We start from the raw sequence: 14,816 nt of genomic DNA, 5'->3' as shown, positions 1-14,816 counted from the left end.
CCGGCTGACCGTCAACAGCGACCGGAAGTGGCCTACGAAGATTCACGGAATCTTCGCCCGCAGGGCACACGCGAAAATGGATATAGGGGCAATACGCTCGGATTGTTCTACGGTCGAGATCACATCGCTGTACGCCAGCACGGATTCATGCGTTGCGGGCTTCCGCGTAGAGACGCTCGCAGCGGTCGAGCCAGAGATTCTGGGTAAAGTTTTGTCGCACGCGCGCATGCGCGATTCGGCGAGGGATCGCGAGAGCCTCCGCGATGGCACCGGCCAGGGCGGCCTCCAGGGCGTCCTCGTCGCCGGATGGGGCGAAGGCCCCCGCCTCGCCGATGACTTCGCGGGCCGCACCCCGATCGATGCTGGCGACGGGAAGCCCGCACGCCATGGCCTCGATGGCGACGAGGCCGAACGGCTCGTCCCAGCACGGCGTGAACAGGAACACGGAGGCCTTTCCGATTTCCCGTGCCAGGGATGGACCGTCGAGGTGCCCGCCATAGCGGATCGCGCCGCCGAGTAGGGGCAAGACCACGCCTTCCCAGTACGCGGTGTCCTCCGTCGAGCCGAACAGGGTCAGGGCGATGCCGGCGCGCCGTGCGGCTCGGATCGCCAGATGCGTGCCCTTGAAGGGGGTGATCCGGCCGCACCAGACCGCGCTTCCATCGCCGTGGTCGCGATACGGCCAGGCCGACGGATCGACGCCGTTGTGCAGCACCGAGACCTCCGGTGGGCTTCCTTGCGGAAACCACGCATGCATCTGGCCGTGCGACGTGGCGGTGATGCGGTGCGCGGGCGAGATGCTGTTCTGCACGAACCAGCGCAGGGCGTCGTAGGGCGGAACGTGCAGCGACGTGACCGTCGGCACGGCCCGCGTCCGCCGCTGTTCCAGGGGCAGGCGGCTCAGGCTGTTATTGTGCAGGACATCGAAGCCACCGGCGGCGATGCGGTCGCAGGCTGCCGCATAGCCGGCGTCGAGATGGGCGATGAGCGCCGGATTGCCGGTGTGCTCCTCGCCCGGGAACGACTTTTCCTGATGCTCGGGCAGCACCGGATCGATCGCGAAACGCCCGTCGCTGTCCCCCGAGGCGAACAGCACGACGTCGTGGCCGCGCGCCCGGAGCCCCTCGGCGAGGTGCCAGCTATGGGCCTCCATGCCCCCCCGGAACGGCGGCGCGATGGGCTGGCGCACATGCGCCAGGAGGGCGATCCTCATGCGGCCGCGGGCTCCGTACCTGCGGGTTGCCCAGCCGCGATTCGCGCGTCGAGGATGCGGATGACCGAGGCGGTGTTGGTATAGGGCTGGTGGCCATGCTGGCCCGTGAGTGCGCGATCGTCGGCATCCGGTTCGCGCAGGATGCGGATCGGCTGGCCGGGCGTATCGTCGATCAGGCCCATGAGGCGGAAGGCGTAGAGCCAGTGGCCCATGGTGCGGTAGCCCCACTTGGCCTCGAACAGCTCGGCGTTGCGCACCACGCTGGCGATGTGGTGAATCGGCGGCATATGGTGCGGATGGTGCTGGTGATAGACCAGCGCACCCTTCAACCACGCAATGGCGATGCCGCGTTCATCCAGGGTCTTGCCGAAATCCGTGTCCTCGCCGCCGTAGCCGGAGTAGCGCTCGTCGAAGCCTCCGAGCCGCAAGAAAGTCGCGCGCAGCATTGCGAAATTCAGCGACCAGAAGCAGCGGTAGTCGCCGCAGACCTCGATGCCCTCGGCCGGTGGTCCGCGCCGGTCCGAGTGCTTTTCGGCGACGGAAGCGAAGGCCTCGTAGGTCCAGTCGCCCAGGGTGGCACCGGCCGGGAGATAGAGCACCTCGCCCATGAGCAGGCCGTCGAATTCTTTGAGATGACGGGTGTAATCCGCGACAAGGGACGGCGCCGGGATGCAATCGACGTCGAGGAACACGATCACCCCGCCCGACGCCGTCGCCACGGCGCGGTTGCGCGCGGCCGCCAGGGGCAGCGGATCGCCGGCCATCACGATCTGGCGGATCGGGAACGGCGCCTCCGGCAAATTGTAGGGCTGCTCCTGCATGCATGCGACGATGAGTTCGTCCGGCATTCGGGTCTGGCGCATCAGGCCCCGCACCACGTTGGCGAGATGCTCCGGCCGCCCCTTGGCCAGCGTCACGACGGAAACGGTCGACATATTTTGCGGGTCCGAGCTGGAGTTGAGCATACGATCACACGCCGGGCGCGCCGGCCCAGAGGTCGTCGGTGAGGCTCTCGAGCCAGCCCGCGGCACGGGTTGCGGCGTCCGGCGCATGGAGCAGGCGCAGGGTTTCGCCGTCGAGGCGGCGGGCGCGGTCGAGGAGGTCGCGCCAGCCCTGGAGGTCACCGGGCCAGTTCGGCGCCTGCACGGCTGCGCCGAGACGTACGAGGGCGTCGGCCTTGCGCGTCTGCTCGCCGAAGTAGCGCCATTCCGGCATCACCACGAGCCGTCCCCCCACCCGTGCGACCTCGTGGACCGTGTTGTCGCCGGCCGAAGCGATGACGATGTCGGCGGCCGCGAGGTAATCGGTGACGGATGGGACCCAGCCGAGCTCGCGCAGGTTGGCGAAATCGGTTTCGTGACCTTCGCGATGGGTCGGTCCGAGGGTCAGCCACAGGGCGTCCGGCACGGCCCGCGCGGCAACCGTCAGCGGCGCGTAGGGCGTACCACTGCCTCCGCCTCCCGTGACGGCGACGACGATCTCGCGGTCGGGGTCGAGCCGCAAGCGGGCGCGGGCGTCAGCGCGCGACGGCACCGGATCGACGCTGGTGCACAGACCGCCGCTGTAGAAGGTCTTGGTGCGCAGGTAGTCGGGGTAGTCGTCCTGTTCCAGGCGCGGGTCGAACGGCGCGAGCATGCCGACACAGGCCTCGTAGGACCCGATATGGCCGATATCGGAACGATCGCCGTGCATGCGGATCTGCACGGCCGGCACGCTCGCGGCGCGGGCCAGCAGGGCGATCTCGGCCGAGACGTCGACCACGAACAGACCGACCTGCCGATCGTCGAGGTGGTCGAGGATCGTCCGCATGGTCCGGCGGGTCTCGGCGACGCCGAGCGGCACGCAATGCATCACCTGCGGCGTCGGTTCGGCGAATAGGCGCGCCGTCGGCACGGCGGCGCCGATCATGTTGGGCAGGGCGATGATCTCGATGTCGCGCGAGAAGCCGTCGAACAGGCCGGGATCGGCGGTCAGCACCGAAACCGGCCGCGCGACGGAGAATTCGGCCACCAGGGCGCGGGTGCGGTTGGCGTGGCCGCGCCCCTGATGGTGGACGAAGAAGGCGATGGGTTTCGGCATGGGCCTCGGGCGGGTCAGGAGAACAGGCAGGTACCGGGCCGGCGGGCGGCGGCGATCTCGGCAGGCGACGGCGCGCGCAGACGGCGGATCGCGGGCGCGTCCGCATCCCAAGCGATGAGCCCGGCGTCGCGGAACTGGCCGAGCCAGTACTCCATGCACCATGTCCCGTGCCGGGCGTGGAAGCGGGCGGCGTTGCGCAGGATGGAATCGAAGTGCGGCAGGGGCGGCACGTGGACGGGGTGATGCTGGTGATAGGCGCGCGCGCCGGCGATCCAGTCGGTCGGCACGCCGGACGCGGCCAGACGCACGGCGAAATCCGTCTCCTCGCCACCGTAGCCGACATAGCCCTCATCCATGCCGCCGATCTTCGCGTAGGCGCGGGCCGGAAGGGCGAAGGACAGGCCCCAGAGTTCCTTCGCCTCGGGTTCCCGGCGCAGGCCGCTGGCGGGAATGGAGGGTTTGGCCGGATGCACCCGCCCGACCCGGTCGAGGGCTGCGCAATCGAGGTGCGGACCGATGGCGCCTTCGGGAAGGTAGAGTACCTCGCCGAGCAGGAGCCCCTCCCCCTCGGCACCCGCATAGGCCGCGACCAGCCCCGGGCTCGGGATGCAGTCCACGTCGAGGAAGATCAGGCGCTCGCCCCGCGCCGCAGCGGCGGCCCTGTTGCGGGCGGCGGCGAGCGGCATCGGCTCCCCGGGCACGTGGAGGTGGCGGACGGGACAGCCGGTATCCGGCAGATCCAGCGCGGGCTCCGGCTGCATCCAGGCGATGACGAGTTCCAAGGGGAGCATCATCTGCCCGGCGAGCCCGAGCATGAGGTTGCGCAGGTGCGCGTCGCGGCCTCGCACCAGGGTGAGGACGCTGACGCCGGCCGCTCGATCAGATGGCATGCGCCGGACTTTTCCGGAAATGGGCGACGCCCTCGATGACGCCGCGCGCATGGGTGGCGCGGGCGACGTAGGAATGGCCGAGCGCCGCGTGGCTCGCGAGGTCGTCGGAGAAATTCGCCACGATGATCGCCTGCCGTCGGGCACGCAGCATCTCGACATCGTTGCCGGAATCGCCCGCCACGAACACATCGGCTTCGGCGAGACCGTAGAGGGCACGGACGCGATCGACGGCGGTCCCTTTCGAGGCCGCCGGCGGCAGGACGTCCAGGTAGCGGCCATGGCTGTGGATGATCGTGGCCGCGAGGCCGTCCGTGTCGAGCCGCGCCTGCACCTGCCGGGCGGTGGCGACGTCCCCGAAATAGCTGAGCTTGTGCGTCCGCTGCTCCAGGGGCCCCTGCGGCACGAGGCCCGCGACTTCGGCGAGCACCGCGTGGACGCGCGCCCGGTCCCAGCCGCGGGACACCACATCCCGCCAGGTCCGGTCGGCCGTGTAGCTCACCCCGTTGGGGTCGAGGTGATAGATTTCCGACCCCACCGAGGTGATCATCACCTGGGGTCGCGGGCTCGCCTGCTGCTCCAGGATCGCCATGGCGCTGTGGAACGAGCGCCCGGTGGCGACACCGAACGCGAGGCCTTCCTGCTCGCTGCGCCACTGACTGAAGGCCTTCAGGCCCGCCTCGCAACCGACCAGGGTGTTGTCGATATCGCAGATGAGCAGTTGGCGCGGATTGCTGAGGGGCGGCTCGGCGACGGAAAGGGCGCGCAACAGGGCGTGATAGCGCGCGGCGTGCCGGTCCCAATCGTAGGCGGCGGCCGCCCGCGCGCCACCGGCGACGAAACGCTCGCGCAGGCCCGGCTCGTCGAGGATCCGCAGGCAGGCCCGCGCGATCTCGGAGAGCGCGCGCGGATCGACCAAGAGCCCGTTGCCGCAGGTCTCGACGATATCATTGGGACCGCCGCTGTCCGTCGCCACCAGGGGGAGCCCTGCGGCCGAAGCCTCCAGCAGGGTGAGGCCGAAAGGCTCGTTCAGGGCCGGATTGACGAAGACCCCGCCCCGGGTGCGGGCATAGGCGTAGATCGCCGGCACGTCCTCCGGGCGGTGGGTCTTCGGATAAGCCACCCGCCCGTAGAGATCGTAACGATCGATGAGTACGAGCAACTCGCGCATGGTCTCGGCCATGCCGCCGTCGAGGTCATCGAGGTTGTCGCGGGTTCCCGCGACGAGAATCAGGTTGGCCCGGGCCTGAAGTTCGGGGCTCTCGCCGTAGGCCGTGACCAGGGCGGCGAGGTTCTTGCGCGCCACCGGACGGGCGAGCGCCAGCAGTGCCGGCTTCCAGGGTTCGCGAAGGAACCGGTCGAGGGTGGCGTCCACCCGCGCGCAGGTCCGAGCCGACTGGAAGCGTGCGAGGTCGCTTCCCGGCGGCAGGACGCGAATGCGGCCGGCATCGTAGGCTGCGTAGGTCGCGTATTGGACCTCCGCTTCGTCGCGGGACGACGCGATGACGAGGGCCGCGCGCGCGAGACCCGTCTCTTCGGCCGCGATGCGGTGGTCGAGCGACGGAGTGTCCGTCGCCGGGCATCCGAGCGCCCTCGCCTTCACACGCCCGAGGGAATGAGCCGTGAACACGAACGGAATGCCGAGTCGGTCCTCGACGTTCGCCGCGACGACGGCGGCATCGGCATAATGGGCGTGGATCACGTCGGGACGGGTCGGCTGCGCCAGGATCCACGCGACCAGAGCGTCCGACAGGCTCTCCACCTCGGCGTGGAGCGCCTCCTTCGGCAGGTAGCCCGGCGACGCGCTCGCGAGTCGCACGATGGTCACCTTGCTCGACACTGGCTCCTCGGGCACGGCGTAGGCGTCGCCGAACGCGCTTCCGAACAGGCGGGTCGCGATCACGATCCGGGCGATCTCGGTGTCCTGCGCGCAGGCCTCGACCAGATCCAGCAGGTAGCGGATATGACCGCCCGTATCCGCCGTGAGCCCGTAAGCGACATCTTCGCCGCGAAGACAACCCTGAAGCGCGATATGAAGAACGAACATCAAAGTCAAGGTGTCACAAGATGACGCGTGGGAAACTCGACGAAATTCATGTCTAAAGCCGAAATATCATCCGCGATCCGTGTCGCACAGGTTGCCCCCAACATCTTTCCGACGCCGCCCCTGCACCATGGGGGGACGGAGCGCGTCGTTCACGATCTGAGCGTAGCCCTGCAGAACCTCGGCGTGGAGGTAACGCTGTTCGCGCCGTCCGACAGTGCGACAGATATACCAAGGGTCGGGGATTACCCCAGTCTCGCAGCCCTCGAAGCCCGCGAGGGCCAGGTCGCACCGGGGGTGCCCTCGGCCTTGGAAGCTCTGCAGATGGAAGCGCTTGCCCGCCGGCTCGACAGCTTCGACATCGTGCATTGCCACGGCGAATTCGCCCATGCGGCGATCCTCGGCGCGCGCCGATGCCGCAGCCTGACGACGGTGCATTGGCGGGTGGACGAGCGCGACCGGGCACTGTTCTTCGCCGGCTTCCCCGATCTGCCGGTGGCGGCGATCTCGGCAGCACAGGAAGCCGGCGTCCCGGCGGCGAACAGGGCCGGCATCGTCCACCACGGCATCGCCCGCGACCGCTACGCCCTGAATTCGAATCCGAAGGGCCACCTCGCGTTCGTCGGCCGGATGACCGATCAGAAGCGCCCCGATACGGCGATTCGCGTCGCACGTGCGGCGGGCCTGCCCATCCGTCTCGCCGGCACGGTCGATGTCGGCAATCCCGACTACTTCGACCGGGCCGTGCGCCCGCTCCTCGCCGACGACGCGGTCTATGTCGGTCCGGTGGACGACGCCGCCAAGGGTCGGCTGCTCGGCGATGCGCGGGCACTCCTGTTTCCCATCGACTGGCCCGAGCCCTTCGGCCTGGTGATGATCGAGGCCATGGCCTGCGGGACGCCGGTGATCGCCTGGAATCGTGGCTCCGTGCCGGAAATCATCGAGGACGGCATCACGGGTTTCATCGTCTCGTCCGAGGCCGAGGCAGTGGCGGCGCTCGCCCGCGTGGGAGACCTCGACCGGGCGCGCGTCCGGAAGCGATTCGAGGCACGCTTCACATCCGAGCGCATGGCGGCCGATTACCTTTCGATCTACCGCCGGCTGCTCTCCGCGTGAGTGGAATCGTGCGCACGGCGCTGCTCGCCTGGGACTACCCGCCGGCCCCGAGCGGCCTCTCCACCGCCGCGCGGGAGATCGCCGAAAGCCTGGCGGCTCGGGATGTGGCCGTCACGGTGTTCACCCTCGACCGCATCGGCATGGGCGAGACCGGCGGTGTCGCCGTGCGGGGCATCGGCCTCGCGCCGGGCTCGGCCCTGGCGCGCTTGCGCCGGTGGGGCTCGGCCGGACACCTCGCCGCGCCGCTGGCGTTTTACCGGGCGGTTCTGGATGCCCACGCACGGCAGCCCTTCGACTGCATCGAGGCCACGAATTGGTATGCGCCGGCCGCCTTCCTGACGCGGTCGGGACCGCCGCTGGTCACACGCAACTCGACCCCGGCCGCGTTCACGCGGGGTCCCGCGACGTCCCTCCGCGACCGCCTCGACGGCCGTACCGCCGACCGGCTGGAGCGCTGGCAGGCGCGCGGCAGCGCCGGCCTGATCTCGAACACGGACGACCACGCGGTCCGTATCGCGAGCCTCTACGGCATCCCGCCCCGGCAGGCTCACGCCGTGATCGGCCTGAGCCTGCCGCCGGACATGCTCCAACGCGGCCGGACCGCACCCTACCCCGATGCCGTGGAGGCTCCGGTGCGGCTGCTGTTCGTCGGCCGGGCCGAGGCCCGGAAGGGCTTCGACCTTCTCCTTGATGCCGCCGCGCTGCTCGGGGCCGATTGCGAAGCCGGCATCCTACCGCCCTTCGTCGTCGATCTCGTGGGCGTCTGCGAAGCCGACCTTCCGCAGGGCGTTTCGGCTTTGGCACGACGGCACTTGCGCCCCCTCGGCCGCATCGACGCGGCATCCCTCACCGAAGCCTACGCGCGAGCGCACCTCGTGTTGGCGCCCTCCCGCTACGAGAGCTTCGGCCTCGTCTATCAGGAGGCCCTCGCTTACGGCCGCCCGGTGGTCGCCTGCGCAGCCGATGCCAGCGCCCGCGCCTTCGTCGGGCGGCCGGGGGCCGGCCTGCTCGCACAGGAAGCGACCGGTACGGCGCTGGCCGACGCCATCCGGCCGCTGCTTCGGGACCCGGACCTGCGCACAAAACTGCGCGCGCGGGCCCTGGCGGCGAGCGGGGCCTTCGACCGGGCGCGCCTCGGGAGCGAGACTTTGGCGCTCTACGAGCGCGCCATCGCGGCGGCGCGTCAGGGTCGATAGACCCGCAACAGGGCCGCCGCCTCCTCGACGCGTCCGCGGCCGGGGTCCAGGGCCTCGTACCGTATCGAGCGCGCCGCCACGTGGGCGCGCGACAGACGATGATCGATGGAGCCGTGAAGGGCGATGATGCTTCGGCGCCAGTCGCCGCCGAGATCCGGCCGCTCGTGCACGCGCCCCTGGAAGCGCACCGTCGCGTGGTTGAGGCGGTACTGCACGTCCGGGTACACGTCCGACAGCACGCCATCGACGACATTGCGTCGGGGCAGTCCGATGGACACGGCGGCGCCCTCCTCCGCCAGCGCGGCGAGCGCCGGAAGCAGCCCGGCGGTGGCGGGCGACAGCGCTTCGTCGGCGTCGAGCTGAAGCATCCAGGTCTGCCGCGCGAGGGCCTGGAGCGCGTTGCGCTGGGCCGCGAAATCACCCGCAAGGGGACGCGCCGCAACCCGTACCGCGCCGGGCGGAAATCTGGCCAGCGCGCTGGTTTCCGGCGGAGCCTCCGACGCATCGACGAGCACAGCCACGTCCCGGGTCCAGGCCGCGTGCGGCACCAGGCCACCCAGGACGGATTGCAGGTCGTCAGGTCGGCAGAGAACCCCGAGGGAAACCTGGGCCTTCGGCATCGCCGCGAGGTCGACGAGGCCGCCGTGGGCCGCACGCTCGGAATGCGGTCGGAGAAGCGCCGCGCGGTCGTCCTCGCTCAGGGCGCGGATGCCCCGCGCGAGCCGGGTCGCGGCGGTGCGCAAGGTGTAGAGGTCGAGGCCGTAGGGCGCGTCCGGCGCGAGTCGGAACGTCTCACCGGCGAGATGCGCCGCGAGGTGGTCCCAGCATGCCGCTTCGTCGGCACCGCGCTCGAACAGCACGCCGCAGGAGGCGCAGGCGAACGGAAACCTCCGCCGGACACCGTCTTCGTAGGCGATCGATCGGTCCGTCGGCTCCAGGGTATCAGCCAGGCAGACGAAACAGCGTCGCATGGTTCCGGTCGCTCCTGCCCCTGCCCGACTGTTCGGCGCGACGCTGCGTACACTGTCGGGGCGAACCCCGCATCTCTTATGACCCGGCTCGACTTTCAGGTCCGAAGGCGTCCCGTTCCATGCCGTCCATCCCGGATTTCAACGCCCCGAGCCTCGCCCTCGTGGGCAATGCCCCCGAGCTCGGCGACCGGGGGCAGGCCATCGACGCGTCGGCATCGATCGTGCGATTCAACAACGCACCCGGTTTCGGCGGCCCGGCGGGCACGCGCGTGACCCTCCTCGCCCTCGTCAATCGCGGCGGGCAGGCGCGGGCTTGGGTCGAGGAGGACGGCTTTACCGCACGCCCGGCTATCCGGCGAGCCGCGCGGTTCCTGCTGCCGTTTCCCGAACTCGCGCCCGACGAGGAAGGCGCGTCCGAACGCGTGTGCTGGACGGCGCCCCTTCGGGACCGCCTTACCGGCCGCCCCGTGCATACCCTGACCCGCGCGCTGCATGCGCGCGCCCACGACGTGCTGGCGCCTCGAACCTCCGGGCCGCCGAACCCCAGCACGGGTCTGCTCGTCGCCCTTGCGATCCTGGACGCGCGCGTCCCGTCGCTGCCGCCCATCGATGTCTACGGATTCGGGTTCGCCGGGTGGCCGGGGCACCCGTGGGACGCCGAACGGCACTGGTTCGAAGAAGCCCAGGCGGACGGGCGCCTGCGACTCCATCCGCCTATCGCGTCCTGACGTCCCCTCCCTTTCACCCGGATCGCCCATGGCCACCCTCCTCACCGTCCTGAAGCATGGGGGCCGCTACGATGCGGTCTGGGTCGAGCGTCTCGCTGCCGGCGCCCGCCGGTTCGCACCGGCCTTCGACCGGATCGTCTGCCTGACCGATCGCACCATCGCCTGTCCGGGGGTCGAGATCGTGCCGCTGCGGCACGACTGGCCCACCTGGTGGTCGAAGATGGAGGCGTTCCGGCCGGGCCTTGCGACGGGTACCACGGTGCTGTGCGACCTCGACACGGTGTTCGCGGGCGATGCGTCTGCGCTGGCCGAACCGGGCTTTGCCACCATGGAGGACTACTTCCACAAGGGCAGGGTCTCCAGCGCCTTCGTGCGGTGGCACGCGGACGATCTCGCCTTCCTGTACGAGCGGTTCGCCACCGATCCGCAGCACTGGATGGCGCCGGGCTCGTGCGGCCCGGTGCCGAACGCCGTGCACGGGGATCAGGTCGTCATCGACCATTTCCTGCGCGCGGCCGAGCGGCCACCGCGATTCCTGCAGGCCTTGCATCCCGGCTTGCTCGACTTCTACCATCCGCCCAAGACCGCGTACGGGCCGCTGATCGTGTTCATCGGGGCGGCGAAGCCCGACACGGCGACGGGACCGGCGCATGCGCTCTGGATCTCGGGGACGCCGGAGGGCTGACGGACGGTCTACCGCCGCCCCTGCGCGAACTGCGCCGCGTAGAGCTTCCCGTAGGCGCCACCGGCCTCCAGAAGGGTCTCGTGCGGCCCCTGCTCGACGATGCCGGCCTCTCCCACGACGACGATGCGATCGGCCTGCCGGATGGTGGCGAGGCGGTGCGCGATGACCAGGGTGGTTCGGCCCCGGGCGAGGTCCGTGAGCGAGCGCTGGATCTCCTGTTCGGTCTCGGTGTCGAGGGCCGAAGTCGCCTCGTCCAGGATGAGGATCGGCGGATTCTTCAAGAACACGCGGGCGATGGCGAGGCGCTGCTTCTGGCCGCCGGAAAGCTTGACCCCACGTTCGCCGATGAGGGTATCGAGCCCCTCGGGCAGGCCGGCGAGTAGCCCGTCGAGGCGAGCCCGGCTCGCGGCCGCGCGGATAGCCGCATCGTCGGCATCGAGGCGGCCGTAGGCGATGTTCTCGCGGATCGAACCGGCGAACAGGAACACGTCCTGCTGCACGATGCCGATCTGGCGGCGCAGGGAGGCGAGGGTCACGTCGCGGATGTCGAAGCCGTCGATGGTGATCCGCCCGGCGTCGACCTCGTAGAAGCGCGGGATCAGGGAACACAGGGTGGTCTTGCCCGCGCCCGAGGGGCCGACGAACGCCACGGTCTCGCCCGCCCGGATGGCGAGGTCGAGGCCGGACAGGACCGGACGGTCCTCCGCGTAACCGAACCGGACGCCCTCGAAGCGGATGTCGCCGCGCAAGGGCGGCGCCGCGACGGCGCCCGGGCGGTCGACGATGTCGGGCGCGGTGGCGAGGAGCGCGGCGTAGCGCCGGAACCCCGCGATCCCCTTGGGGTAGGTCTCGACCACGGCGCCGATCTTCTCGAGGGGCCGGTAGAACACCCCGACCAGCAGGAGAAAGCCGACGAAGCCGCCGGGGGTGAGTTCGCCCCGCACCACGTAGGCGGCACCGCCGAGCAGCACCACGATCTGGACGAGGCGCATGCCGAGGTAGTTGATCGACAGGCTGGCGGCCATGATCCGGTAGGCTTCGAGCTTGGTGGACCGGTAGCGCGCGTTGTCGGAGGCGAAGAGACGCCGCTCGTGCGGCTCGTTGGCGAAGGCCTGGACCACGCGCATGCCGCCGACATTCTCCGCGATGCGGGCATTGAAGGCGCCGACGCGGCCGTACTGCGCCTGCCAGTTCCGTGTCATGCGCCCGCCATAGCGGAGGGTGACGAAGGCGATCACCGGCAGGATCGCAGCCGTCATCAGGGCGAGCGGCGGATGCACGAACAGCATGAGTCCGAAGGCGCCGAACAGCGTCATCACGGCGATGAACAGGTCTTCGGGCCCATGATGGGCGACCTCGCCGATCTCTTCGAGATCCTTGGTCACCCGCGCGACGAGGTGGCCGGTCTTCTGATTGTCGTAGAATCGGAACGAGAGCTTCTGCAGGTGGTCGAAGGCCCGCGCCCGCATCTCGGTCTCGATGTTGATGCCGAGCACATGGCCCCAGTAGGTCACCACCACCATGAGTCCCGCATTCGCCACGTAGACGAGCCCGAGGCCGAGGGCAGCGAGCAGGATGAGTTGCCAGTCCTGGCGCGGCAGCAGCACGTCGACGAAAGCTTTCACCGCCATGGGGAAGCCGAGCTCGAACAGGCCGGACAGGACGGCGCAGCCGAAATCCACGAGGAAAAGGGTCCGGTGCGGCCGGTAATAGGCGAGAAAGGCCTTCAGCATCGGAAACCCGGTCAGGCGTTAAGAGAGTGAAGGGCGGAACAGGCCCTCCCGCAGATGGTCAGGCACGGAAGCCGGTGGCGCAGGCAACTGGTGCGCCGCCGTTGGCGGCCGCCAGCACGGGGGGACACGGTTTGTCCCGGGGGGCTCCTAGCGCAGCCGGCCCCGACGCACCAGGCACGGGGGCTATCCCCGAGCGGGCATGGCGCAAGGGCCACGAAGGGTCGCAGATGCCTGTCCACCAGCCCGGCGAGGCCTGGTAACGCGGGGGCCACCCGGGCCGAGGCCCTGTGTTCGACGACGCGGCAGGCCCGTTTATAAATTTTCGCTAATCAATTCGGCGTGGGCGACCTGCGTCTACAATCGTTTACCGTTATTCTAACGGTACGATTATTTAATTTTTCTCCGGCTTATTGACGACGGAACCTCCGATTGGTGCATCGTGCTGGCAAGCCCTTGCGTAGATTTCGCGATGCTATGATTCAATGCTTTCGAGAGGTCGACTATCTCGAACGTTACAAGTGGCTCGGCATCGCCGAGTGCTATGAGGCAGGTCGATTCGATAAAATAATCGCCAAGCTTCGGAGAAACAATCAAGTTTATCCAAATCGTATTCATGTACGATTTTGTACATTAGAGAGTTGGTAGACTTTTTGGTACCAAGCGACGCTCTGGCGCGTTGCAATTGCTGAGTATAAATCGGATTGGAAAATTTTCCGCACATCATGGGTTCATTGCAGATCTCATCGGCGGATATCCCAACCGGTGCCGATGCCTAAGAACACGCATTTCTGAGGTCAGGGTCATGGGCGAGACTTCGATGATTGGCCGACATCCACGGTTGGTATTTCAACGTGGTGCACCGATCCGACTGCTACAGAACGGCGTCCGATCGACGCATGGGCGAGACCGAACACCGCAACAATCGTGCCCAGCGTATTGCAGTGCCCGGTATTCGAGGGTCCGTCGAAACAGATTTGGAAAGACGGTTTGATCTAGAACAGCGAGGGACGGATGTTATCAGCGATGACGAGCGTTTTCGCCCCCGAGGCTGCGGGCATCGTCGGAACTTGGAACACCGATGTCGCCGCGGGCCTCTCCCTGCTGGACGAGGGGGCCGCCGCCTTGCTTGCGGGGAATCCCGATATCGCGGGCAAGCCGATCCCCCTCGATGTCGCGTTCGCGCGCATCCACCCCGACGACCGCGAGTGGGTGTTCGCATGGGTCCGCCATGTGCGTGAGATCGGCGGCCCCGTTGCGGCCGAGTTTCGTGTCCTGACCGCATCCGGTGAAATCCGGTGGATCCTGAACCGCGGGCATCTCCACCGCGACGCGACCGGTGTGATGCGTGGACATGGAACCTACATCGACACAACGGACGCCCACCGGGCCCTGGCGCCGCCCGATGTCGAGGCCGACACCGACCCGCTTCATCAGGCCGCCGACCATTGCATGCGCGCCCATGCGGCGATCCGGCGGAGCGGTGACACCCACTTGGCCCTCATGGTCGACATGCTCCTGCTGGAGATCGGATGCGTCCTGGCGCGAAGATCGAGGCCCTGACCCGTCAAGATGCGATGACTGTCTGAGGTTCGTTGCGAGACCATCGAACCCACTCGAAAGCTCGCGTATCTCTTCGCTCTGGTCGCCGTTTGGCCTCAAGCCGAAGCGGCAGACCAGATCTCGTGCAGGCCACCGGTGTTGCGAAACCAGTAGACGCTCCGGCACGTGTCGAGGCCGAATTCTCCGAACGAGGTCGCGAGGTGCCGCACGATCCGAGAGGCTTCTCCCTCGCTCTCGATTTCGCAGGCCAGAACCTCCGGCATGCAACATTGGGCAGGATCGATTCGTCTGACAAAAATCGAATACGACATCAGCAAACTCCAGATCGCGTGTTTCGATTTATGAAGTTAGAACCCTTGAATACGCGTCCCCATCTCAACGTCTGGTGGAACAACATGTGCCCGTCAAAGCCATAGGATAGTTAATACGACCGTTAATTATTGCAGTTTAAGCGATATTTTTGCTTATCATGCTCGCATTGAGCATTTTATCCATTTACCTGCTTTGGATTCGCTGCCTTGAAGACTGATCGACAGCGATGGTTCGAATGGCACCCGGCAGCGGCTCGGCGATGGACCTATCACCGAGCCGTTGGGGATGATTC

At 68.2% G+C, this 14,816-nt stretch carries 12 protein-coding genes; 5 read left to right on the top strand and 7 right to left on the bottom strand.

Annotation, left to right across the window (positions count from 1 at the left end):
* Positions 1–145 precede the first annotated feature (145 nt).
* From ASF22_RS20435 to ASF22_RS20415, 5 genes are read right to left on the bottom strand one after another with little or no spacing between them, the layout of a single operon-like run.
* Positions 146–1,213 (bottom strand): glycosyltransferase, encoded by a 1,068-nt coding sequence (locus tag ASF22_RS20435; RefSeq protein ID WP_056267768.1) that lies wholly within the window; start codon positions 1,211–1,213, stop codon positions 146–148.
* Positions 1,210–2,148: a galactosyltransferase-related protein gene (locus ASF22_RS20430; protein WP_056267765.1), complete on the bottom strand. Its 939-nt coding sequence runs from the start codon at positions 2,146–2,148 to the stop codon at positions 1,210–1,212. Before ASF22_RS20430 ends, ASF22_RS20435 begins: the two co-directional genes overlap by 4 nt.
* Positions 2,149–2,182: 34 nt before the next feature.
* Complete coding sequence (locus ASF22_RS20425) at positions 2,183–3,292, bottom strand: glycosyltransferase (RefSeq protein ID WP_056267761.1); 1,110 nt, start codon at positions 3,290–3,292, stop codon at positions 2,183–2,185.
* 14 nt (positions 3,293–3,306) lie between these two features.
* On the bottom strand, positions 3,307–4,182 hold the full coding sequence (locus tag ASF22_RS20420) for a galactosyltransferase-related protein (protein ID WP_056267758.1): 876 nt from the start codon (positions 4,180–4,182) through the stop codon (positions 3,307–3,309).
* Complete coding sequence (locus tag ASF22_RS20415) at positions 4,172–6,226, bottom strand: HAD-IIB family hydrolase (protein WP_056267756.1); 2,055 nt, start codon at positions 6,224–6,226, stop codon at positions 4,172–4,174. The genes ASF22_RS20420 and ASF22_RS20415 overlap by 11 nt, the downstream gene beginning before the upstream one ends.
* 48 nt (positions 6,227–6,274) lie before the next feature.
* Between ASF22_RS20415 and ASF22_RS20410 the strand changes: the two genes are divergently transcribed.
* Together ASF22_RS20410 and ASF22_RS20405 are read left to right on the top strand one after the other, a co-directional pair.
* Complete coding sequence (locus ASF22_RS20410) at positions 6,275–7,339, top strand: glycosyltransferase family 4 protein (RefSeq protein WP_056175932.1); 1,065 nt, start codon at positions 6,275–6,277, stop codon at positions 7,337–7,339.
* Positions 7,340–7,347: 8 nt separating this feature from the next.
* The gene (locus ASF22_RS20405; RefSeq protein ID WP_056267754.1) at positions 7,348–8,535 is read left to right on the top strand and encodes a glycosyltransferase family 4 protein; all 1,188 of its coding nucleotides are present in this window, start codon (positions 7,348–7,350) and stop codon (positions 8,533–8,535) included.
* Here ASF22_RS20405 and ASF22_RS20400 read toward each other — a convergent pair.
* Positions 8,523–9,506 carry a hypothetical protein gene (locus ASF22_RS20400; RefSeq protein WP_056267751.1) on the bottom strand — a complete coding sequence of 328 codons (984 nt, stop codon included), beginning with the start codon at positions 9,504–9,506 and terminating at the stop codon, positions 8,523–8,525. The two genes, ASF22_RS20405 and ASF22_RS20400, sit on opposite strands and share 13 nt — an antisense overlap.
* A gap of 119 nt (positions 9,507–9,625) precedes the next feature.
* On the opposite strand from ASF22_RS20400, the gene ASF22_RS20395 reads away from it, so the two are divergent.
* Positions 9,626–10,234 carry a hypothetical protein gene (locus tag ASF22_RS20395; RefSeq protein WP_056267749.1) on the top strand — a complete coding sequence of 203 codons (609 nt, stop codon included), beginning with the start codon at positions 9,626–9,628 and terminating at the stop codon, positions 10,232–10,234.
* A gap of 28 nt (positions 10,235–10,262) precedes the next feature.
* Entirely contained in the window at positions 10,263–10,919 is a 657-nt protein-coding gene (locus tag ASF22_RS20390) for a hypothetical protein (RefSeq protein WP_056175921.1), read from the top strand.
* Positions 10,920–10,927: 8 nt separating this feature from the next.
* On the opposite strand, the gene ASF22_RS20385 is transcribed toward ASF22_RS20390, so the two are convergent.
* Complete coding sequence (locus ASF22_RS20385; RefSeq protein ID WP_056267747.1) at positions 10,928–12,652, bottom strand: ABC transporter ATP-binding protein; 1,725 nt, start codon at positions 12,650–12,652, stop codon at positions 10,928–10,930.
* Positions 12,653–13,675: 1,023 nt separating this feature from the next.
* On the opposite strand from ASF22_RS20385, the gene ASF22_RS20380 reads away from it, so the two are divergent.
* Entirely contained in the window at positions 13,676–14,212 is a 537-nt protein-coding gene (locus ASF22_RS20380) for a PAS domain-containing protein (RefSeq protein ID WP_244474361.1), read from the top strand.
* The last annotated feature ends 604 nt before the right edge of the window (positions 14,213–14,816 follow it).

It is taken from the genome of Methylobacterium sp. Leaf87 (assembly GCF_001422775.1).
Taxonomy (GTDB): Bacteria; Pseudomonadota; Alphaproteobacteria; order Rhizobiales; family Beijerinckiaceae; genus Methylobacterium.
This window is presented reverse-complemented; position numbering and strand designations above follow the sequence as displayed.